Origin of the sequence: Rhizobium sp. CB3171 (assembly GCF_029714265.1) — a bacterium.
Lineage (GTDB): Bacteria > Pseudomonadota > Alphaproteobacteria > Rhizobiales > Rhizobiaceae > Rhizobium.
This window is the reverse complement of record NZ_CP121653.1, coordinates 908,880-930,364: the sequence shown is the minus strand read 5'-3', so window position 1 is coordinate 930,364 and position 21,485 is coordinate 908,880. Positions and strand designations below refer to the sequence as shown.

Genomic DNA, 21,485 nt, shown 5'->3' with positions numbered 1-21,485 from the left:
GAGCCGATAATCCCATCACATGAAAATTGAAGCGATCCTCTCAACCTGTGATGCATAGGTTGAATGCCTCGTCTCGAAAAAACACCTTAAAAGACATAATAATCAAATCACCGACAAGATTGCTTGAAGCATAAAGAGATGCCCCGCTTAACAAAGCGACGGCGGAATTTCCCGCGATTTCCTGCGACTTTAAGCAAAACGTCACAAGCCATGTGATCTTGTTAGTTTATGCTGTTATGAATTTTGATGGAATGCTATGAGGCCTTCCACGAAGTTTTCGGGAGGTTCCAGCTATCTTCGATCTCGCATCCGGCTACGACTTGCAGCCAATCTCCGGTGCAATCGAAATGACATCCCGATAAGTATCAAAATGATCGCAGTCGCTCACAATGGCAAAGGGAGAGAGCTTGAATGGCACGCATCACGTTGAGGCAGTTGCTCGATGACGCAGCAGAACATGGCTATGGCGTACCCGCTTTCAATATCAACAATATGGAGCAGGCGCTCGCCATCATGGAGGCTGCCGACGCTGTCAATGCGCCCGTCATCATGCAGGCATCACGCGGCGCCAGAGCCTATGCCAACGACATCATGCTGAAGCACATGATGGACGCGGTCGTCGAGATCTACCCGCATATTCCGGTCTGCGTGCATCTTGACCATGGCAACGATCCCTCGAGCTGTATGACGGCGATTCAGGCCGGCTTCACCTCGGTCATGATGGACGGTTCGCTGAAGGCAGACGCCAAGACGCCGGCCGATTGGGATTACAATGTCGGCGTGACGAAGACGGTCACCGACATGGCGCATCTCGGCGGCATTTCTGTCGAGGGTGAGCTTGGCGTGCTGGGCTCGCTGGAAACCGGCATGGGCGAGGCCGAAGATGGTCATGGCGCCGAAGGCAAGCTGTCGCATGACCAGCTTCTCACCAATCCGGACGAGGCGGTCAAGTTCGTTCGCGAGACCAAGGTTGATGCGCTTGCCATCGCCATGGGTACTTCGCACGGCGCCTATAAGTTCACGCGAAAGCCCGATGGCTCGGTGCTGGCAATGAACGTGATCGAGGAGATCCATCGCAAGCTGCCCAATACGCACCTCGTCATGCACGGCTCTTCCTCGGTTCCGGCCGAACTGCAGGAGATTATTAACAAGTACGGCGGCCAGATGAAGCCAACCTGGGGCGTGCCGGTCGAAGAGATTCAGCGCGGCATTAAAAACGGTGTGCGCAAGATCAACATCGACACGGATGGCCGCATGGCGATGACTGGCCAGATTCGCCGCGTATTGCAGGAAGACCCGAGCGAATTCGATCCGCGCAAATATATGAAGCCCGCCATGGCGGCACTGACGAAGCTTTGCAAGGAGCGGTTCGAGCAGTTTGGAACGGCAGGTCACGCGACCCGCATTCAACCGCTTTCTGTCGCCGAAATGGCCAAACGCTACAAGTCCGGCTCGCTCGACCCGGTCTTTTCGTAAAAGCTGATGTCGGTCCACAAAGCCTGCCGCAGGTGGCAGGCTTTGTGGACAATCTCTTCCATGTATGCTGACGGCCGCCCGTCAGGCCGAAACACCCAAGCCATCGCTCTCCGCGCCGTTTCCGAGGCCGACGATCCACTCCGTCAGAAGCCGCACCGCCTCCCCGCGCTGCGGCGCCGTGGGAGAAACGAGGAAGAAGGCTTCCTTGGGATAATAGGCAGTCTCGCCAAACACCACGAGCCTCCCCTCGCGAACGAGATCTCCCGCATTCGACTCCCATCCGAGCAGGACGCCCTGCCCCGACAAGGCAGCCTGGGTTGCCTGAACATAGTTGGTGAAGTAGCGGCCCAGTGCCCGATTTTCGGGCAATCCATTGAGACTGAGATAATCCTTCCAAGTGAGCCAGCTATTGTCGTCGCTTCTGACATGCAGCAAGGTCGCGATCGACAGGCCGCCTTCGGCTTCGATCCGTTTAGCGACAAGCGGACTGCAGACGGGAACGACCCTTTCGTCAAAGAGCTTAACGCTTCGACCGTCCGTCCATCTGCCTGTGCCGTAGCGGATGACAAGGTCCACGCCGGGCTGGAACTCCGGCGCGCCGGCGGTCGTCAGCACGTTCACGGCGATGTTCTGGTGCTCACTGTAGAAATCCGCGAGCCGCGGCATGAGCCAGTAGGTCGCCGTACCGACGCTGCAGGCGACGGTGACGGATTGTTCGGCAGCATTCTGAAGCGAGCGTATCTGCATGAAGGCCTCCGCTATGCGCCCAAGCCCTTCTGAAACACCGGCCTGTAGAATCCTGCCCGCTTCCGTGAGTGTTGCCGGGCGCTTGCTCCGGTCAAGCAGGCGTGTGCCGACGTAGTCTTCGAGGGTCTTGAGCGCTTGGCTCACGGCCGGTTGCGTAACATTCAGGTCCGACGCAGCCTTCTGGACGCTGCCTGTCCGTAGTACGGTCTCGAAGACCGTCAGCAATCGAAGGGGTGGAAGACGAGCGCCCAATATAATCCCTACATTATACTAGATGTATTTTTTCCAGTATTCAGATTAGCGCCTACCCTCTCTATTGTCCACAAACAAGGGCCTTTCGAGATGAAGGCCAACGGTAAAACATAAGCTATCAAGAGGGTAGGATGGGCACGAGTCTTTTGAACGAACCACCGGTAAAACTGGGCGAGCTGGGTCTTCATCTCTGCCTGTCAGGTGGAACGGCAAGCTATTTCAACTACTATTGGTTGCGGGATAATTGCCCGACATCGTTCGACAGTCAGACGCGCGAGCGCGTGTTCGATATCTTCCATCTTGATAGTGCACCCGTACCGGAGCAGGCCACGATGGTCGAAAATGCCTTAGAAATCGTCTGGACGGGAGACGGGCACAAGAGCCGTTATCCGCTGAGCCTGCTGGCGCAGTATAGCAACGGCAAGCGCCGGCATGATCCTGCAGACCTTCCGCGACGCCCATGGTATTCGGATCACTATCCCGCCATTGCCAGATTCTCACAGCCGGAGCTTCTGGCCGACAAATCCATCGTCGCCAAATGGCTGGAGGCGCTGATCGTCGAAGGTGTCGCGATCGTGACGGACATGCCCGACTGCAACGAGGGGCTGACGGAACTGGTGCGCCTGATGGGACATGTACGCCCGACATTCTTCGGCGATTATTTTGACGTGCGCACGCATATCAAACCGACAAACCTTGCCTATACGGCAAAGGCTCTGGAACTGCATACCGACACTCCCGCGGAAGAAATGGCGCCGGGCATGCAATTCCTGCATTGCCGGGCCAATAGCGTCGAGGGAGGCAGGAATCTCTTTCTCGATGGCGTCGCCGTCGCGAACGATCTGAAGAAGGAGTTTCCGGACGACTTCAAGCTCCTGACGGAAACGGAAATTCCCTATTACTGCGAGCACGACACCTATGATGTACGCTCCCGTCAGAGGGTCATCGAACTGGACGAGCACGGCGAGGTGTCCGGCGTCACCATCAGCCAGCACATGGCCGATATATTCGACCTGCCGCAGACTTTTCTGGATCGGTATTATCCGGCCTTCTGCCGTTTCGGCCGCATGTTGCAATCCGACAAGTACCTCATGCGCTTCACGCTGAAGGCGACGGAATGCATCGTCTTCGACAATCACCGCATCGTGCATGGGCGGGCGGCCTATTCGGCCACCAGCGGCGAACGCTATCTTCGCGGCTGCTACGCCGATCGCGGCGAGATGCGCAGCACCTATCGCGCGCTGACATCCGAAGGACGGTTCAAATGAACGGACAGACTTCCCATGCCGATGTTACCGGCGATGATCTCGCACAGTTGCGGATCGATCTGGCGGCGGCCTTTCGTCTCTGTGTCGAATTCGGCTGGAGCGAATCCGTCGGCAATCACTTAAGCGCAGCCGTATCTGCGGATGGCAAACGGTTCCTGATGAACCCGAAGTGGAAACACTTCGGATCAATCCGGGCAAGCGATCTCTTGTTGCTTGATGCGGATGATCGGACGGTTATGAGCCGCCCAAATGCACCAGATCCGTCTGCATGGACTGTTCATGGCACAATCCATCGCGAATGCCCTGCGGTCCGCGTGCTGCTCCACTGCCATCCGCCCTATGCGACGGCACTTTCCACCCTCAAGGACCCGTCGATGAAGCCGATCGACAACAATACGGCGCGCTTCTTCGGCAGGCTAGGCATCGATCTCGGTTTCGGAGGAATCGCTGATGATGCCGAGGAAGGCGAAAGGCTGGCTCGCTCTCTCGGCAGCAACAAGACTCTACTGATGGGGAATCATGGCGTTACCTGTACCGGCGATACCGTAGCGGAGGCATTCGAGGATCTCTATTTCTTTGAAAAGGCTGCGAAGACGCTGATGTTGGCCTATTCCAGCGGCCAGGCATTGAACATCCTCTCCGACGAGATCGCCCGCAAAACCGCGGAAGGCTGGCATGCCTACAAAGGCATGGCGTTCGCACATTTCGATTATCTCAAATCGACGCTCGACCGCAGCAACGCGTCCTACAAAGAATAAGGTGGGCGGAAACAGAGGCTGGGCTGGTTCATATCCGCGCTTCCGCGGGCTGCTGGCCAGACGTATCCGTCAGCCGGCCGTCGTGGAATTTCGCCAGCGCATTCACCACGTCTTCGATCTCGGCTTCTAGCCCTTGTTCGGTCCACCCAAGCGCTTCGGCGGCAATTGCGGCGATGTCGCGCAAGCCTTGCATGGTCAGCGCGCCCTCGATCGCAAGCGTCGTGCGCCGGAACACCACGTCCGAAAGATGGACGACGAGCTCTTGCTGCACGATCCAATCGATTTCGAGAGCACTGTAATGTGAAGCCCCGGAGAGGCGCACGGTATCAGTATGCACCGATGGATATTCGAGGATCGCCGTCGCGGTAGTGCCGTAGCGGCTCAAGAGTTGGTCGATCCGCCCCGGCGTCGCACCCGTTCGTTTCGCCACGGCGCGCACCCATTCTGCGCGCGCCGTCGAATTCGCAGGGAAATCGCGGCCGCCCCCGATCGCGATATGCTTTGTGGATTGGCTCCGCGCTCGATTCAGGCGCTGGAGCGCAAGATCCGCAACTTCCTCGGCAAAGCCTCGAAAGGTTGTCCACTTGCCGCCCACGAGCGAAACGATCGCAAAGGGACGATCCGCCTTCGGCTCGATCACCGGAGCGGAATGGTCGCGGCTGATTAGCCCCGGCGACGATGCATCCGAAGCCGGCAAGGGACGAATGCCGCTGTAGCTATAGACCACCTGCTCCCGCCCGAAGCGAAGACCCGGCAGCAAGGTCCGGACGCTCTCGAGGAAATAGTCGATCTCCGGCTCATCGCACCGGACGTTGTCGGGATCGTCACAGGGAATATCCGTGGAGCCGACCAAAGCGAGGCCAAGATAGCCATAGACGAGGCAAATACGGCCATCATCCGCCTCGAAATAGATCATATGGCCATTGAGGCCGCGCACGAGCTCGGGGTGATCGAGCAGGATATGCGAACCTTTCGTGCCGCCGATCAGGCGCGATGGCGCGCCGAGCGCTTCGTTGACGCGGTCGATCCAGGGGCCGGCGGCGTTGACGACAAGCTTCGGGGAAACGGAAAACGTCGTGCCGTCGGCTCGCTCGAAGCTGAGCCTCCCACCCGCCGACGACGTCAGCATGGTGAAGTTTGCCGCCAGCGCGTTCTTATTGGCCTCAAGCCCATCCATGACCAGCTCGTAAACGAGCCGCTCCGGCCGGCTGATCTTGGCATCATAATAGATGCCGCCCGCTACGATATCAGGGGTGACATACGGCATTTCCTTGAGCGCGCGCTTCTTCAATATGAACCGGTGACGCGGCATGACGCGGTTGCGTGATCCGAAGAAGTCATAAAGCGCAAGCCCGATCTTGATAAGAACAGCGCCGCGGCTGCGGGGTGCCGTCGTCGAGCCCGTCAGCGTGCGCAAAGCCGCCCATATGCCCCGCGTCCATGAGAAAATTGGGATGAAGGTTGGCAGTGGTTCGACGCAATGTGGCGCGTTCTGAAGCAAGAGATTGCGTTCCAGCGTCGATTGGGCAACCAGGCCGAACTCACCCGTCTCCAAATATTTCAAGCCGCCGTGGATGAGGCGCGACGGCGCCGCGCTCGTTCCAGACCCGAAATCGGCCTTATCGACGATGAGACAATTGACGCCCTGGGCGGCAAGATCGCGAAAGAGTCCCGCGCCGTTGACGCCGGCACCGAGAATGACGACGTCTATGTCCTTGTCCGGCAACGTCGCAAAGCGTTGTTTCAGATCGGCGGCGATATCGGTCATACCATTATTTCCTACGGAAGTACCGTCAGTGCGAGCTATCCGCGCGCGGCGGCCTATTGTCCTAATCTTGCGATTCAGCGGAGGCGAGGCGGCCGATCTTCGGCCAGATCGGGGTCATTGCCTCGGCGATCTCACGGAACAGCCCGTATCTCTCGCGATAATGGAGACTGCGTGATACATCCGGATGGAAGGTTGTAGCGATCTTGCGGACATCGCGGGAGTCGCTCCGCGGATCGGCATAGAGACCGACGCCCGCACCTGCACAGAGAGCCGCGCCCCAAGCCGCTGCCTCATCCGTCTCCGTCACAGTCACCGGCATCTCGAGTACGTCGGCAAACATCTGGACGACCCTTGGATTGCGGGAAATGCCGCCAGCAAGCCTTGCCTCCCCAAAGGCGAAGCCATCACTTAAAGCATCGACATGGATCTTGTGATTGAAGGCAATTCCCTCGAGAACCGCCCGCAGCATGTCACCGCGATCATGCCAGCCGCCCAGACCGAAGAAGCCGGCGCTTGCGGAAGCGCCGTAGGGCGAACCGAACAGATAAGGGTGGAAAAGCGCCGTCGAGAAACGCGCGAACGCCGCCTCTATCTCCGGCGCCAACAGCGCATGGATCGATCCGCCAGACGCTTCGCTGCTTACGCGTTCGCTGGCGCAAAGGCGATCGAGGAACCAATCGTAATTCGCCGTCGAAGCCGGCGAGATCGACATGTTGTTCCACTGGCCGGGCGCAATGGCATTGCGGCAGAACCATCGCTTGTCGACGCGCGGTTCGGAGGACAGGGTTTCGTTGATCGAGTATGTGCCGGCAATCACGGCAACCACGCCGGATGCGTAACCGCCAGCACCGAGCGCCGATGCGGTAACATCGTGCAGCCCGGCCACGACTGGTGTTCCCTCGGCAAGCCCCGTTCGCGCCGCGGCGGTCCGCGTCACATGACCAACGATCTCGTCGGAACGCGAGGCCGGCGGCAGGGCATCCGCCAGCGCTTCCAGTCCGAAGAGCCTGAGCGCATCCTGCGAATAATCCTGGCTGGCAACAGCGGTGAAGGAGGTGCTTGCTTCCGTCCTGTCCGTGCCGATCGCCCCGGTCAGGCAGAAGCGAAGCCAGTCCTTGCAGCTCATGATATGGCCGATCTCGGCAAAACGGGCCGGTTCCTTCTCCTTGATCCAGGCAAGCAGCGCCGACGGCGCCGAGACATGCGGCAATTGCCCGGTAAGCCTTATGGCTTCGTCTGCGACCGGGCTTTCGAGCCAGCGATCGACAACAGCCCCTGCCCGGCTGTCGAGCGACAGGATCGCGCGCGCCAGCGGCCTGCCGGAGCGATCGAGCATGTAGATGCCGTCGCCGTGGGCGGTTGCCGCGACCGCCTGGATATCGGAGGCAGGACGCTTGCTGAGGCTGATCGCCTCGGCGATCGCATCCGCCGTCGCCGACCAGAGCTCATCCATATCGCGCTCGATGTGGCGGGCCCTGGGTATGAACTGCGTGACGCGCCGCCGTGCCACGGCAATCGGCGTGCCGTCGATATCGAAGATAACGGCCTTTGTGACCGTCAGACCGCTATCAATTCCGAGCAGACTCGGCATTCTCATGACTCCGCATAGTGGAAAGGCCGCAGGCATGATCCGGTCCGCGAACAGACTGGCCGCTTTTGGCCCCGTCTATCCTCACCACTATCATGACCGACCCCCATCGCCCTTGGCGATGACGACGTTGATATCTTTGGACCGCATGCGGTCGATGTGGATGGCGGGCGTCTTGTCATCGACGACCACGGCATCAAACTCACCGAGCGCCGCGAAGCTGTGCAATGCGCGCCGCTCGAATTTCGTGTGATCGGCAAGCAGGATGCGCTTAACGGCGCAGTCGAACATCGCCCGTTTCGTGTCGACTATCTCAGGCGACTGATGGAAGACGATGTCGTCGGTGATCGCCGACATCGAAATGAAGGCGATATCGGCCCGCAGCCTGGTGATCTCGTTGATCGTCATGCGGCCCATGAAGGCGTTGCACCAGCTATAGTACTGGCCGCCAAGGGCCAGAAGCGTCACGTCATGCATCCCCTTGAGCGTGTTCATCAGGGTCAGCGAGTTGGTGATCGCCGTCAGCGGCACCTTGGCAGAAAGATGGGCTGCCATCTGCAGCACGGTCGTGGAGTCATCGAAGAAAATCGCCTGGCCAGGCTCAACGAACTGCATTGCCGCCGCCGCAATCGATTTCTTTTCGGCCGCCTGCCGGTTTGAACGGTAGACGTCGCTCGATTCAATAAGGCTGGTGGCGGCGGCCGTGACGATTCCGCGCGTCTTGCGGAAAAGACCGCGGCTGACGAGTTCGTCGACATCGCGATGAGCGGTCATCAGACTGATGCCGAATCTCTCTGTCAGATCTTCGATACGCATGGAGCCTTCCGTCATCACCGCCTCGGCAATCATCTGCCGGCGAGCGAGCTGGCGGGTGTGCCGGCTGTCGCTTGGCAATTCGTCCAAGAGGGATGTTCCTAAGCTTGTCTTCTGTGTCACTTTGGCCCCTGCCGCTGAATCTCGTCGATGTCGGTTTCGTACAGCGAATGCAGTGCGAAGGCAAAAAGAGGAGATGGAACAACCCTTTGCATTGCGCATGTCCTGGCCGCCTTCCGCGAACTGCCGGCAGCCGAATGGGGGCGCCGCGAGCGGCGCCCCTGTTGTCATCACTGCGACAGCACGAAAGGAGCGGTGTACTTGTCGACATTGTCCTTGGTGATCAGAATGCAATCGAAGAGCTGCTTCTCGCTCTTGGCGCCGGTGCTGCCCGTCTTGATGACGTTGTCGGCCTGCTTGACGGCTTCCGCAGAGAAGGTCGCGACCGGCTGCAGGACGGTGTATTGCAGTTCGCCAGCCTTGATCGCGGCGACCGCATCCGGCGAACCGTCGAAACCGCCGACCTTTATCTTGGCGAGCTTTCCGGCTTCCTTCAGCGCGGCGATCGCGCCGAGCGCCATTTCGTCGTTACCGGAAATGACGCCGACGATGTCGGGATTGGCCTGCAGCATGGACTGCATCTTGTCATGCCCCTGGGTGCGGTCCCAATTGGCGACTTCCTGCGCAACCTTCTTCAGGTCCGGATACTGCGTCAGCACCGTTTCGTAACCGTTGGAGCGGGTCGCGGCATTGTTGTCTGAGGGAGCGCCGAGCAGCTCGGCATACTTGCCCTTGTCGCCGACGCTTTCGACCCATTGCTGCGCGCCAAGAGCTGCTCCCTGCGCATTGTTGGAAACGAGCTGAGCCTTGGCGAGACCTTCCTGGTTGATTTCAGCGTTGACCAGGACAACGGGAATGCCAGCAGCCACAGCCTTCTTCACCGCACCGACCGAACCGTCGGCATTGGCCGGATCGAGGATGATGGCGACAGACTTGTTCGTGATTGCCGTGTCGATCAGATTGCTTTCAGTATTGGTATCGCCTTTATGGGCGCTGACGATCGCCGTATAGCCCAGCTTCTCGGCCGTTGCCTTGGCGATATTGCCTTCCGTCAGCCAGTATGGGTTGGCCGGATCGTTGACGATGATCGTCATCTGACCGGCGGCCCATGCCGCTCCGGTCAAAAGCGGCGCCACCGCGACAGCCGTCATAACAATGCGCAATCCCTTTTTAAACATTGGTCTCTCTCCCATTTGATGAGCTCAGATAATGCCGGCGAACCGGCGGTGCTTTCCGCAATCGGCGGGCTGTTCGAAGCAGGTCTGCCGTCGTGGACAAGTTCTGTCGCGATCGTCAGCCCGACTTGGTCCGACGTCCGTATTGGATGCTGTTCATGAGGACCGCGAGCACGATGACTGCGCCGGTAAACACGGTCTGCCAGTAGGCGGACACGCCGATGATCACGAGGCCATCGGACAGGAAGCCGATAACGAAGGCGCCGAGCATCGTGCCGCGGACGGTGCCGCGGCCGCCGGTCAGCGCCGCGCCGCCGATCACGACAGCCGCGATTGCGGTCAGTTCATAGGTCGTGCCCGCTGTCGGACCGGCGGAGGTGAGCTGCGACGACAGGACCAGGCCGGCGATCGCGGCGCAGACGCCGGAAAGAACGTAGACGATGATCTTCACCCGCTTGACCGGCACGCCCGAAAGACCGGCGGCGCGCTCATTGCCGCCGGAGGCATAGAGCCAGCGGCCGAAGGCGGTGCGGCTCAACACCAGACCGCAGATGATGGCAAGCGCCGCCAATACGATGACGCCGATCGGAATGCCTGCCAGGCGGTTGAAGCCGAGCCAGTCAAAGCCGGTATTGCCGAGTTCCGGCCGGCCGCCGAGATTGTTGTAGGTCAGGCCGTTGGTCATCAGCAGCGCGACCCCGCGCGCTACGTAGAGAACGCCGAGCGACGCCACGAAGGCTGGTACGCGCAAATAAGCGATCAGCACGCCGTTCACAGCGCCCACGACCGCGCCGAGCGCGCAGGTGATCACGACGACGGCCCAGACCGGCGGATACAGGATGACGCCGAAACTCGACAGCGTCACACCTTGCATCAGGAAGCCGGCGATGCAGCCCGCAAGGCCAAGCGTCGAACCGACGGAGAGGTCGATGCCGCCATTCAGGATCACCAGAAGCATGCCGATCGCCAGAATGCCGAAGATCGCGACATGCGAGGCCATGATCAGGAAGTTGTTGAGCGTGAAATAATAGGGCGACAGAAAGGAAAAGACTGCGACGATGACGATCAGCGCGAAAAACGCGCGGCCTTCGAGGATCAACCGGATGACATTGGTGTTCCGCCTCTGCCCGTTCGCAACCACTTTCTTTTCAGTGACATTCGTGACTGACATAATCAGTGCTCCATAATTGCCGGCTAGTGCGCGACCACTGCTTCGCCCGAGGCGGCCATGATTTTTTCTTTGGTGACGTCGGGACCGAATTCGGCGGATATCCTGCCGCGATGCATGACGATGATGCGGTGGGCGATGCTGAGGCATTCGCCGACCTCCGAGGTCGAATAGATCACCGCCAGGCCCTGCTTGGCGCGTTCGGCCAAAAGCTTGAAGACTTCCGCCTTCGCGCCGACATCGATGCCGCGGCTCGGTTCGTCGAGCAGCATGACCTTGGGTTCGGTCGCCAGCATCTTGCCGATCACAACCTTCTGCTGGTTGCCGCCCGAAAGGGAGCCGATTGCCGCCTCGCCGCCGTCCGTCTTGATATGAACCTTGCGGATCGAGTTGTTCACCAGTTCCCGCTCGCGCCCACCGGAGGTAAGCAATCCCTTGGTGAAGGCAGCGATGCTGGCCAGCGAAAGATTGGAGCCGACTGTCATCGTTTGGACGAGGCCGTCGCGCTGGCGGTCTTCAGGCACCAGCACCAAGCCGCTGGCGATACGTCCGGCGATGTTGAGATTGCCGATATCACGGCCTTCGAGCTGGACCCTGCCGCCGCTCGAGCGAAGACGTCCCGCGACGCATTCGAGCAGTTCGGTGCGCCCTGCCCCCATCAAACCGTATATGCAGACGATCTCACCGGCACGGACTTGCAGCGAAAGACGATCCACCGCGTTATAGGCAGCGCCCGAGGGGCCAGGAACCGTCAAATTCTCAAGTGCAAGCGCAACCTCGCCGATCTCATGGCCGATCGGCGGACTTCCGAGGTCGAAGTTTTCGCCGACCATGTTACGGACGATCCATTCGAGATCGATGTCCTTGCGCTCGGCATAAGCGGTCATGTTACCGTCGCGAAGCACGACGGCATGGTGGGTGATCTGAAGCGCCTCTTCGAGATGGTGCGAGATATAGACGATGGAGACGCCCCGGCTCGTCAGGTCGCGAATGACCTTGAAGAGAACCTCCACCTCGCTGGCGCTAAGCGCTGAGGTCGGCTCATCCATGATGAGGATACGCGAATTGACCGACAGAGCGCGCGCGATCTCGACGATCTGCTGCTGGCCGAGGCGCAGATCCTCGACGGGGGTCAGCGGATCGATCTCCTCTTCAAGCTCCGCCATCAGGGCGCGCGTCTGGCGTTCCTCCTCGGCAAAGTCCACGCTGCCGCTCCTGATAATCTCGCGGCCCATGAAAATATTGTCGCGGACATTGAGGTTGGGAGCGAGGCTCAATTCCTGGTGAATGATCGAGATGCCGCATTCGCGGGCATGGGTAGAGGAAGAAAACGAGACCGGCTGACCGTCGAGGACAATCTCGCCGGAACTCGGTTGGACGACGCCAGAGAGGATCTTCATCAACGTCGATTTGCCCGCGCCGTTCTCGCCGAAGAGAGTAGTCACCTGGCCGCGATGAATGTCGAAATTGACGCCCTTCAGGGCATGGACACTGCCATAGGATTTCGTGATGTGGCGGGCGGCAAGAACCACCTCGCCGCGTGCGCCCTCATTTTGCAGCGCTGCACTCATTTGACTTCGACCTTGACCGGAGTGATCAGCCAGTTTTTCGGATTGATGAGCTTGAAGACGCCGACGACGGATGCGGTCTTGCCCGAGAGATTGTCGACGTCGAGACCCGCAAGAACGTTCTTCTTCATCTCGTTGTTGATTGCCGAACCGGCATCCTGATACTCGATCTGATTGGTGAACTGGCCGAACTCGATGGTGCCCGTGGCATCGCGCAGGTCCGTGCCGTTGACGGCCGGACCCGTCTGGACGCGGACAACGACATCGTCCGGCAATCCATCCACCTTGATCTCGTTGTAATTGGCTTTTCGGGCGCCGAAGACGCCGGTCAGCGAAACCGGCATGACCGGGCCGGTGCTCGTGGCAACACCGTATTTGTCGCCTGCCGCCTTCTTGTCAGCCGCGATCGCATTGGCCAGATCGACGGCACCGACGGCGCGCTGCTCGACATTCGCCACCACCTTCGGGAACTCCTGGGCGCCGTAAGCCTCTGGCGAGAACGCCTGTTCGCGCACGTCATGTTTGGAGCCGATCCTTACGACGGTCGTATCGAAGCCGATCGCCGCGATGACGATCACCGCCGCCGCCACGCTCGCCCACAATGTAATTTTCGGCTTGGAGGCCGCGTTTTGAATTTGTGCACTCATATTCGAAAGACCTTCGGCGCTATCGGCCGGATTGCTCTGTTGACAAGGAAGGGAACCGCGAGCCGCGGCCGGCAATCATCGAAGCCGCTGTCGGCCTGCGCGAACGGAACGGCGCGTGCCTCGTTCACAGACGCGATCGCCTTGGCACGAAACCGGACCGTATCCTGAAACGAAATAGCTCATCGAAATTCCTCCTCGGTTGCCGGCGCTTGTCTCCCCCAATCACCTGACCTCATCATCACAGCTATGACGTTAGCTACGATAGATATATGTTATTAACGCCATCAACCATGTTATAAATTTTCCGATGTGTCAACAGCCTCTCTTGATCCTACCGGCTTCCTGGCGCATTCGCCGTCGATGAGATAGGGCCGGCAACGACAGTCATCGCGCTTGCCGCCATCGCCAGCCTTTCGGCATTCACCAATGCTCGGCTTAGTGTCCATAAATCAACAGAGGTCAAAAATACCGTTGAAAACCAATAGTTTTTAGCGTCAATTTGCTGACTGCTCAATTGACCGCATCCTGGCTGCGGCCACTTCAAGGCCAAGCCATGCAATGCCCGCCAACCAAGCGCCGCTTGGCTCGCGGGATATCCGAAACAATTGACACCATCCATTTTATATGAAAAAAATTACATTTCTAGAAAAATATTACGGACGTTATGATATCTCTATGTTATAATCTGATCGAGCATTTCGGCAGCGAATGCAGTCGTTGAGATGGCGCCGCAGGCGCGGTTCAATGAAAGCGATTGGGGAGGAGCGAAGAATGGATGCGACACAAGGATTGACCGCCGTGGATGCAGGTCTTGGCGCGCCGGAGCTATTGCGCAATGCCTAGCAACGAAACGCTCATCATTGGCATTGATGCGGGAACCTCCGTCATCAAAGCCGTGGCCTTCGAGCTTTCGGGCCGGCAGATCGCGTCGGCCTCGGCGCGCAATCAGTACACGATGGGAGATGACGGCTCCGCTACGCAGCCGCTTAGCCGTACGTGGACGGACTGCGTCAGCGCCGTGCGCGGGCTCGCCGACATGGTCAACGACCTTGCCGCGCGTACTGCCATCATTGCCGTGACCGGCCAGGGAGACGGCACCTGGCTCGTCGGCTACAGTAACGAGCCCGTCGGCGATGCCTGGCTATGGCTCGACGCACGGGCCGCCCCGACCGTCAATCGCTTAAGCAGCCATCCGGACAATCGCGCGCGTTTCGAGGCGACCGGCACCGGGCTCAACACCTGTCAGCAGGGCTCGCAGCTCGCGCATATGGACCGCTATATGCCGGAGCTTCTCGATCGCGCCGAGACGGCGCTGCATTGCAAGGATTGGCTCTATCTCAATCTCACCGGCATTCGCGCGACCGATCCGTCCGAGGCAAGCTTCACTTTCGGCAATTTCCGCACGCGTCGCTACGATTCCGTCGTCATCGACGCGCTCGGCCTCAATCACAGAACATCCCTTCTGCCCGAGATCATCGAAGGGACCGAGCTCACGCATCCGCTATCGGCCGATGCGGCAAGCGCGACCGGGCTGCTGGCCGGCACGCCCGTCTGCCTTGGCTATGTCGATATGGTCATGACGGCGCTCGGCGCGGGAGTGCGTACCGCCGGCCAGAATGCCGCTTGCTCGACGATTGGCTCGACAGGCGTGCATATGCGCGCCAAGGCGGTCTCCGATGTCCAGCTCAATGCCGAGGGCACCGGCTATGTCATCACCCTGCCGATCCCCGGCATCGTCACCCAGGTTCAGACCAATATGGGTGCGACGATCAATATCGACTGGATTTTGCAGATTGCCGCCGATCTGATGTCCGAAGCGGGCAAGCCTGTAGCCGCCTCGGATCTCATCTCCCGGATCGACGCCTGGTTCGCTCAAAGCCGTCCGGGTTCCATTCTCTACCACCCTTATGTTTCCGAGGCGGGAGAACGCGGCCCCTTCGTCAATGCCCATGCGCGGGCCGGCTTTACCGGGCTCTCCATTCGCCACGGCTTTCCGGACTTGGTTCGCGCCGTGGTCGAAGGGCTCGGCATGGCGACGCGCGATTGTTACGCGGCGATGGGCGATATGCCGCTGGAGCTGCGGATGACAGGCGGAGCGGCACGAAGCCGCGCACTGCGGCAATCGCTCGCGGCCGCCGTCAACGCGCCGGTCAGAATCGCCGAACGCCAGGAAGCGGGAGCCGCAGGTGTTGCCATGATGGCCGCCGTCGCAATCGGCGCCTATGCGACCATGGACGACTGTATTGCCGAATGGGTGACGCGGCTGCTTGGCGAATCCGAAGCGCCCGACGCGGACGAGGCTCGCCGTTACGACCGACTATTTGGGGCCTATCTGGACGTGCGGCAAGCGATCGCACCCGCGTGGGACAAGCTCGCTTCGCAGCCATAGGGGCATACACATCCCGCGCGCGGTCGAGACAGATGATTTTGATGCGAAAGGCATCCTAAGGAGCGTGAAATGACTGAATCCGAAATCCTCGATCTCTTCGTGATCGGCGGCGGCATCAACGGCGCCGGCATCGCGCGGGACGCAGCCGGTCGGGGTCTCTCCGTCATGCTCTGCGAGAAAGATGATCTGGCGGAAGGCACGTCATCGCGATCGGGGAAGCTCGTCCACGGGGGGCTGCGTTATCTTGAATATTATGAGTTTCGCCTGGTGCGCGAAGCCTTGATCGAGCGCGAGGTGCTGCTGAATTCCGCAAGCCACATTATCTGGCCGATGCGTTTCGTGCTGCCGCATAGCCCGACGGATCGGCCCGCCTGGCTCGTCCGCCTCGGCCTCTTCCTCTACGATCATCTGGGCGGCCGCAAGCGCTTGCCCGGCACCCGCTCCCTCGATCTCAGCCGCGATCCGGAAGGCACGCCGATCGTCGATCAATATACCAAGGGCTTCGAATATTCCGACTGCTGGGTCGACGATGCACGGCTCGTGCTGCTGAACGCCCTCGATGCCGCCGAAAAGGGCGCTCAGATATTGACGCGCACGGCCTGCGTCAGCGCACGGCGCGACAATGGCAGTTGGATCGTTCAGATGCGCGACCAGCGTTCCGGCGACCTGCGCACAGTGCGGGCGCTCGTCCTTGTGAACGCCGCAGGGCCGTGGGTCAATGACATCATCGGCCGCGTCGCCGGCTCCAACAGCCATCGCAAGGTCCGGCTCGTCAAAGGCAGCCATATCATCGTTCCGAAATTCTGGAGCGGGCAACATGCCTATCTGGTTCAGAATCATGACCGGCGCGTGATCTTCATCAACCCGTATGAAGGCGACATGGCCCTCATCGGCACAACGGATATTCCCTACGCAGGCCAACCGGAGGAGGTGAAGGCCGACGAGCAAGAGATGGATTATCTGATCGCCGCCGTGAACCGCTATTTCAAGGAGAAGCTGCGCCGTTCCGACGTGATCTCAAGCTTCTCCGGCGTTCGGCCGTTGTTCGACGACGGTCAGGGCAATCCTTCCGCCGTGACGCGCGACTACGTTTTCGATCTCGACGAAACCGGCGGCGCGCCGATGCTCAACGTTTTCGGCGGCAAGATCACGACGTTCCGCAAACTGTCCGAACACGCGCTGCAAAGGCTCGCCAAATTCTTCCCCAAGATGGGCGGCGATTGGACCCGTGCGGCGACATTGCCGGGCGGTGACATTCCGAACGCGGACTACACCAGCTTCGCAGACACGTTGCGCGAGGCCTATCCCTGGATGCCGCGCGTGCTCGTGAACCACTACGGCCACCTCTATGGGGCGCGGACCAAAACCATCATCGGCGACGCCACGTCACTTGCCGGCCTCGGGCGCCATTTCGGCGGCAATCTCTACGAGGCGGAGGTGCGTTATCTCGTTGCTTACGAATGGGCACAGACCGTGGACGATGTTCTCCTGCGGCGCACCAAAGAAGGCCTGCATATGACCGCGAAGGAGAAGGCGGATTTCTCGACTTGGTTCAAGAGCGAATTGGCTCTGGCCGCCTGAGACATCCGAGGAGCCGATCCCATGGCATTGACACTTTCACTCAACACCAATCCGCTTGTGAACCGCTTCGCCGAGCCGGACGATCTCATCGAGACGGTTGCGCGCGACCTCAGGATCCGCGACCTGCAATTGACGCATGAATTCATCAATCCGAGTTGGCAAGCATCGGCAATCCGACGGCTGACCCGCAGGATGCGAGCCGCGTTGGAGCGCACCGGCGTTCGCGTAACCTCGGGCATGACCGGCCCCTATGGGCGCCTCAATCATTTCGGCCATCCCGACGCCGATGTCCGGCGCTACTATGTCGACTGGTTCAAGACCTTCGCCGATATCATCGCCGACCTCGGCGGCCAGTCTGTCGGCACGCAATTCGCCATCTTCACCTACAAGGATTTCGACGATCCGGCGCAGCGGGAGAGCCTCACCCAGATCGCCATCGATTGCTGGGCTGAGGTTGCCGAGCACGCCCGTTCGGCCGGTCTTTCCTATGTGTTCTGGGAGCCGATGAGTATCGGCCGCGAATTCGGCGAGACTATCAGCGAATGCATTGCGCTTCAGGATCGCCTGACGGCCGCCGATCTCGCGGTGCCGATGTGGATGATGGCCGATATCGATCATGGCGATGTCACGTCGGCAAATCCCGACGATTATGATCCCTATGCCTGGGCGCGCGCCGTTCCCCCGGTTTCTCCGATCATCCACATCAAGCAAAGCCTGATGGACAAGGGCGGGCATCGGCCCTTCACGGCGGAATTCAACGCCAGGGGCCGTATCCAGCCCGCCCCGTTGCTGCAGGCCTTCGCCGAGGGCGGTGCCGAGGACAACGAGATTTGCCTAGAGCTGTCGTTCAAGGAGCGCGAACCCAATGATCGCCAGGTCATATCACAGATCGCTGAAAGCATCGCCTTCTGGGCGCCTCATATCGACACCGGCGCGGGCAGCCTGCGCCTCTAGTTGCAAGAACCCGGCAAGGCTTTAGGACATCAACGTTGCGGCATTACATTTGATTCTTGGTCGAGCACCGATGCCGCAACAGCAACGAAGCCTGCCGCTGGCCACCATCGAAAGGCACCGATGGCGAAAGCGCGATTTTGGGTGAAAGAATGGAAGGGGACAATCGATGGCCGATGCGGATGAGTCGCTCGCCGTGCGCGCCGCCTGGCTGCACTATGCCGGCGGACTGACACAGTCGGAGGTCGCCAAACGCCTTGGCGTGCCGTCGGTCAAGGCGCACCGCCTGATCGCACGGGCGGTCGCCGACGGCGTCGTCAAGGTGACGATCGACGGCGATATCGTCGAATGCGTGGAGCTTGAGACCCGCCTGGCGGAACGTTTCGGCCTGCAATATTGCGAGGTGGCGCCGGATCTCGGCGAGGAGGGCTTTGAGTTTCGCGCCCTCGGCCAAGCCGGCGCCGGCTTCCTAAAGCGGGAGATCGAGCGCGGCGACAACAAGGTCATAGGCCTCGGCCACGGTCGAACGTTGTCGTCCGCCGTGCACCATATGCCGCGGTTGAACGCCAAGGGGCTGCGGTTCGTCTCGATGCTCGGTGGCCTGTCGAGAAACTATGTGGCCAATCCCTATGACGTGATGCACCGCATCGCCGAAAAGACCGGCGCGCACGCCTATATGATGCCCGTGCCTTTTTTCGCCAATACCGGCGAGGACCGCGAAGTGATGCTTGCGCAGCGCGGCGTCAAGGAGGTGTTCGATCTCGCCAATAATGCCGACCTGAAGCTTGTTGGTCTCGGAACCGTCGATACCGACGCGCAGCTTGTCCTATCCGGGATGGTTGAGCCGCGTGAAATCGCGGAGATCGCGGCCGCAGGCGGCGTTGGCGAGATACTCGGGCATTTCTTCGATACTGACGGACACATTCTTGAGACGACGCTGACGGCGCGAACCCTGTCGGCTTCCCTGCCGCGGTCGAAGAAGGAAAGGCTGGTCGCCTTGGCCGGCGGCGTTGCGAAGGCCGAGGCCATCCGCGCGGTCCTGAAAAGCCGATGCCTCTACGGCCTGATTACCGACGAACGAACCGCCCAGGTGCTTCTGGGGCCTTCCTCGCCACATGAATTATAACAAAATAACAAAATTAATGTGGAATCATGTGATAAACGTGTTACATTCCCAGGCATCCGATCCGGAGAGAACCGGAGCACCAAGATGAAACGCGAAGAACGCCAACAATCGATCGTCAATCTGCTCGTCGAGCACAAAAGCGTCGACCTCGACGACTTGGCCGACCGCTTTGCCGTGTCCAAGATGACCATCCATCGCGATCTCGACGATCTCGAACAATCCGGCGTCCTGCGGAAGATCCGCGGCGGCGCGACGATCGACGCCGGCATGCAGTTCGAAAGCGACTTCCGCATCCGCGAACGCCAGGGACATGAGGCCAAGGTCAGCATGGCGCGTCGTGCGCTGGAGCTTGTCGAGCCGGGCATGACGGTCATGGTCAACGACGGCTCCATGGCCGCCGTACTCGGCGAGATGCTGTTGCAGAAGCGGCCGCTGACGCTGATCACCAACAATGCCGCGATCATCGAGAGGCTGAAGAACGAAAGCGGCATCACGTTGATTGCGCTGGGTGGCATATATTCGCCGAAATTCAACGCGTTTCTGGGCGTGGTGACGGAGGAAGCGCTGTTTCGCCTCAGGGCGGATATCGCCTTCATCTCGACGCCAGCCGTTTCCGGCACCCTTGCCTATCATATGGATGACAATGTCGTACGCGCGAAGCGGGCGATGATCGCGTCCGCGAGCAAGACATGCCTGCTGGTCAACCACCAGCGCATCGGACACACCGCCCTGCATGTCATGGCCGACCTTGCCGATTTCGACACCATCATCACCGACGACACCCCCGAGCCTGCCGCCCTGAAGCAGCTCGAACGCGCCAACATCAACCTGACCATTGCCTTGAACTGGGAGACGACATGAGCGCCGCACCTCGATTCTGGATTGGAACCAGTTGGAAGATGAACAAGACGCTAGCGGAAGCCAGCAGCTATGCCGAGGCACTGCGCACTGCCGATGCCGATGCCGGGCGAGACCTGGCCATTCAGCGCTTCATCATCCCGCCGTTTACGGCGGTGCGCGAGGTCAAGGCCCTTCTTGCCGGCACCTCCGTCAAGGTGGGTGCGCAGAATATGCACTGGGCCGATGAGGGTGCTTGGACCGGCGAGATCTCTCCCCTCATGCTCAAGGATTGCAATCTCGATATTGTCGAGCTTGGCCACTCCGAACGCCGCGAACATTTCGGCGAGACTAATGAGACCGTCGGCCTGAAGACCGAAGCCGCCGTCCGCCACGGTCTGATCCCGCTCATCTGCATCGGCGAGACGTTGGCCGACCGGGAAAGCGGCCGGGCAACGGATATTTTGAAAGCTCAGGTTCTCGGCGCTTTTTCGAAGCTGTCCGAGGCGCAGAAGGGCGCACAAATCCTTCTGGCTTACGAACCTGTCTGGGCAATCGGCGAAAGGGGAATTCCCGCCTCGCCAGACTATGCCGATGCACGCCATGCCGAGATCGTATCGATCGCGCAAGATTTGCTCGGCCGCCGCGTCCCCTGCCTTTACGGGGGATCGGTCAATCCGGGGAACTGTGAAGACCTCATATCGTGCCCGAATATCGATGGGCTTTTCATCGGTCGTTCGGCCTGGAGCGCTGAAGGCTATCTCGGCATCCTCGCCCAATGCACCGCCAAACTCCAAGGAGATAGACGTTGAAGATTGCAATTGCAGGAGACAGTGCGGGCGAAGGCCTCGCAAAAATTCTCGCCGACCACCTGAAGGACCGCTACGACGTGCAGGAAGTGTCGCGCACGGACTCCGGTCCGGATCCGTTCTACGCGAACCTTGCCGATCGCGTCGCCTCGGGTGTCATCGGCGGCACCTATGACAAGGCGATCCTCGTCTGCGGCACCGGCATCGGCGTCAGCATCTCGGCCAATAAGGTCCCCGGCATCCGCGCGGCACTGACGCACGACACCTATTCGGCCGAACGTGCCGCACTTTCGAACAACGCGCAGATCATCACGATGGGCTCCCGTGTCATTGGGCCGGAACTTGCCAAGGCCATCGCCGACACCTTCCTTGCGCACACATTCGACGAAGAGGGCCGCTCGGCCGGAAACGTCAAGGCAATCAACGAAGTCGACGCGAAATATAACGCCCGCTGATCTTGCAGACATCGCCGTGTGTCCTAGCTCTCAAAGCGACACACGGCGA

General features: G+C 60.0%; 19 protein-coding genes. 10 read left to right on the top strand and 9 right to left on the bottom strand.

Features of this window, described 5'->3' with window-relative positions; all coding sequences use genetic code 11:
- The first annotated feature begins 411 nt into the window (after window positions 1-411).
- Window positions 412-1,476 carry a class II fructose-bisphosphate aldolase gene (gene fba, locus QA648_RS23570; protein ID WP_283053911.1) on the top strand — a complete coding sequence of 355 codons (1,065 nt, stop codon included), beginning with the start codon at window positions 412-414 and terminating at the stop codon, window positions 1,474-1,476.
- 81 nt (window positions 1,477-1,557) lie between these two features.
- Here fba and QA648_RS23565 read toward each other — a convergent pair whose 3' ends face one another.
- The gene (locus tag QA648_RS23565; RefSeq protein ID WP_283054258.1) at window positions 1,558-2,448 is read right to left on the bottom strand and encodes a LysR family transcriptional regulator; all 891 of its coding nucleotides are present in this window, start codon (window positions 2,446-2,448) and stop codon (window positions 1,558-1,560) included.
- A 158-nt stretch (window positions 2,449-2,606) separates the two neighbouring features.
- On the opposite strand from QA648_RS23565, the gene QA648_RS23560 reads away from it, so the two are divergent.
- Together QA648_RS23560 and QA648_RS23555 are read left to right on the top strand one after the other, a co-directional pair.
- The gene (locus QA648_RS23560) at window positions 2,607-3,743 is read left to right on the top strand and encodes a TauD/TfdA family dioxygenase (protein ID WP_283053910.1); all 1,137 of its coding nucleotides are present in this window, start codon (window positions 2,607-2,609) and stop codon (window positions 3,741-3,743) included.
- Complete coding sequence (locus QA648_RS23555; RefSeq protein WP_283053909.1) at window positions 3,740-4,501, top strand: class II aldolase/adducin family protein; 762 nt, start codon at window positions 3,740-3,742, stop codon at window positions 4,499-4,501. The genes QA648_RS23560 and QA648_RS23555 overlap by 4 nt, the downstream gene beginning before the upstream one ends.
- Before the next feature lie 28 nt (window positions 4,502-4,529).
- Here QA648_RS23555 and QA648_RS23550 read toward each other — a convergent pair whose 3' ends face one another.
- The 8 genes from QA648_RS23550 to QA648_RS23515 all read right to left on the bottom strand — a co-directional run bounded on the left by QA648_RS23550 (window position 4,530) and on the right by QA648_RS23515 (window position 13,802).
- Window positions 4,530-6,269: a glycerol-3-phosphate dehydrogenase/oxidase gene (locus QA648_RS23550; protein ID WP_283053908.1), complete on the bottom strand. Its 1,740-nt coding sequence runs from the start codon at window positions 6,267-6,269 to the stop codon at window positions 4,530-4,532.
- A 61-nt stretch (window positions 6,270-6,330) separates the two neighbouring features.
- On the bottom strand, window positions 6,331-7,860 hold the full coding sequence (locus tag QA648_RS23545) for an FGGY-family carbohydrate kinase (RefSeq protein WP_283053907.1): 1,530 nt from the start codon (window positions 7,858-7,860) through the stop codon (window positions 6,331-6,333).
- 90 nt (window positions 7,861-7,950) lie between these two features.
- Window positions 7,951-8,793, bottom strand: coding sequence for a DeoR/GlpR family DNA-binding transcription regulator (locus QA648_RS23540; RefSeq protein WP_283053906.1), 843 nt, complete (start codon window positions 8,791-8,793; stop codon window positions 7,951-7,953).
- A gap of 167 nt (window positions 8,794-8,960) precedes the next feature.
- A complete protein-coding gene (locus QA648_RS23535) occupies window positions 8,961-9,908 on the bottom strand; it encodes a D-ribose ABC transporter substrate-binding protein (RefSeq protein ID WP_283053905.1) in 948 nt (315 codons plus the stop codon).
- Window positions 9,909-10,023: 115 nt separating this feature from the next.
- Window positions 10,024-11,076 (bottom strand): ABC transporter permease, encoded by a 1,053-nt coding sequence (locus tag QA648_RS23530; protein WP_283053904.1) that lies wholly within the window; start codon window positions 11,074-11,076, stop codon window positions 10,024-10,026.
- Between the two features lie 23 nt (window positions 11,077-11,099).
- Entirely contained in the window at window positions 11,100-12,644 is a 1,545-nt protein-coding gene (locus tag QA648_RS23525) for a sugar ABC transporter ATP-binding protein (RefSeq protein WP_283053903.1), read from the bottom strand.
- Window positions 12,641-13,288, bottom strand: a complete 648-nt coding sequence (locus tag QA648_RS23520; protein WP_283053902.1) for a DUF2291 domain-containing protein — start codon at window positions 13,286-13,288, stop codon at window positions 12,641-12,643. The genes QA648_RS23525 and QA648_RS23520 overlap by 4 nt, the downstream gene beginning before the upstream one ends.
- Window positions 13,289-13,619: 331 nt before the next feature.
- Window positions 13,620-13,802, bottom strand: a complete 183-nt coding sequence (locus QA648_RS23515; protein ID WP_283053901.1) for a hypothetical protein — start codon at window positions 13,800-13,802, stop codon at window positions 13,620-13,622.
- A gap of 321 nt (window positions 13,803-14,123) precedes the next feature.
- Between QA648_RS23515 and QA648_RS23510 the strand changes: the two genes are divergently transcribed.
- The 7 genes from QA648_RS23510 (at window position 14,124) to QA648_RS23480 (ending at window position 21,436) form a co-directional block, all read left to right on the top strand.
- Complete coding sequence (locus QA648_RS23510) at window positions 14,124-15,677, top strand: FGGY-family carbohydrate kinase (protein WP_283053900.1); 1,554 nt, start codon at window positions 14,124-14,126, stop codon at window positions 15,675-15,677.
- A 69-nt stretch (window positions 15,678-15,746) separates the two neighbouring features.
- Window positions 15,747-17,258 (top strand): glycerol-3-phosphate dehydrogenase, encoded by a 1,512-nt coding sequence (locus QA648_RS23505; RefSeq protein WP_283053899.1) that lies wholly within the window; start codon window positions 15,747-15,749, stop codon window positions 17,256-17,258.
- Window positions 17,259-17,279: 21 nt separating this feature from the next.
- On the top strand, window positions 17,280-18,212 hold the full coding sequence (locus tag QA648_RS23500; protein ID WP_283053898.1) for a TIM barrel protein: 933 nt from the start codon (window positions 17,280-17,282) through the stop codon (window positions 18,210-18,212).
- A gap of 166 nt (window positions 18,213-18,378) precedes the next feature.
- On the top strand, window positions 18,379-19,335 hold the full coding sequence (locus QA648_RS23495) for a sugar-binding transcriptional regulator (protein ID WP_283053897.1): 957 nt from the start codon (window positions 18,379-18,381) through the stop codon (window positions 19,333-19,335).
- 84 nt (window positions 19,336-19,419) lie between these two features.
- The gene (locus QA648_RS23490) at window positions 19,420-20,196 is read left to right on the top strand and encodes a DeoR/GlpR family DNA-binding transcription regulator (protein ID WP_283053896.1); all 777 of its coding nucleotides are present in this window, start codon (window positions 19,420-19,422) and stop codon (window positions 20,194-20,196) included.
- Window positions 20,193-20,984 carry a triose-phosphate isomerase gene (locus QA648_RS23485; RefSeq protein WP_283053895.1) on the top strand — a complete coding sequence of 264 codons (792 nt, stop codon included), beginning with the start codon at window positions 20,193-20,195 and terminating at the stop codon, window positions 20,982-20,984. Before QA648_RS23490 ends, QA648_RS23485 begins: the two co-directional genes overlap by 4 nt.
- Window positions 20,981-21,436 carry an RpiB/LacA/LacB family sugar-phosphate isomerase gene (locus QA648_RS23480; protein ID WP_283053894.1) on the top strand — a complete coding sequence of 152 codons (456 nt, stop codon included), beginning with the start codon at window positions 20,981-20,983 and terminating at the stop codon, window positions 21,434-21,436. The genes QA648_RS23485 and QA648_RS23480 overlap by 4 nt, the downstream gene beginning before the upstream one ends.
- Window positions 21,437-21,485: the final 49 nt, after the last annotated feature.

Bases quoted from the DNA above. Each gene is read 5' to 3' on its own strand.
- QA648_RS23545 (WP_283053907.1), bottom strand. From the start codon at position 7,860: ATGCCGAGTCTGCTCGGAATTGATAGCGGTCTGACGGTCACAAAGGCC.
- QA648_RS23495 (WP_283053897.1), top strand. From the start codon at position 18,379: ATGGCCGATGCGGATGAGTCGCTCGCCGTGCGCGCCGCCTGGCTGCAC.
- QA648_RS23490 (WP_283053896.1), top strand. From the start codon at position 19,420: ATGAAACGCGAAGAACGCCAACAATCGATCGTCAATCTGCTCGTCGAG.
- QA648_RS23560 (WP_283053910.1), top strand. From the start codon at position 2,607: ATGGGCACGAGTCTTTTGAACGAACCACCGGTAAAACTGGGCGAGCTG.
- QA648_RS23530 (WP_283053904.1), bottom strand. From the start codon at position 11,076: ATGTCAGTCACGAATGTCACTGAAAAGAAAGTGGTTGCGAACGGGCAG.
- QA648_RS23520 (WP_283053902.1), bottom strand. From the start codon at position 13,288: ATGAGTGCACAAATTCAAAACGCGGCCTCCAAGCCGAAAATTACATTG.
- QA648_RS23525 (WP_283053903.1), bottom strand. From the start codon at position 12,644: ATGAGTGCAGCGCTGCAAAATGAGGGCGCACGCGGCGAGGTGGTTCTT.
- QA648_RS23550 (WP_283053908.1), bottom strand. From the start codon at position 6,269: ATGACCGATATCGCCGCCGATCTGAAACAACGCTTTGCGACGTTGCCG.
- QA648_RS23500 (WP_283053898.1), top strand. From the start codon at position 17,280: ATGGCATTGACACTTTCACTCAACACCAATCCGCTTGTGAACCGCTTC.
- QA648_RS23510 (WP_283053900.1), top strand. From the start codon at position 14,124: ATGCCTAGCAACGAAACGCTCATCATTGGCATTGATGCGGGAACCTCC.
- QA648_RS23555 (WP_283053909.1), top strand. From the start codon at position 3,740: ATGAACGGACAGACTTCCCATGCCGATGTTACCGGCGATGATCTCGCA.
- QA648_RS23535 (WP_283053905.1), bottom strand. From the start codon at position 9,908: ATGTTTAAAAAGGGATTGCGCATTGTTATGACGGCTGTCGCGGTGGCG.
- QA648_RS23485 (WP_283053895.1), top strand. From the start codon at position 20,193: ATGAGCGCCGCACCTCGATTCTGGATTGGAACCAGTTGGAAGATGAAC.
- fba (WP_283053911.1), top strand. From the start codon at position 412: ATGGCACGCATCACGTTGAGGCAGTTGCTCGATGACGCAGCAGAACAT.
- QA648_RS23505 (WP_283053899.1), top strand. From the start codon at position 15,747: ATGACTGAATCCGAAATCCTCGATCTCTTCGTGATCGGCGGCGGCATC.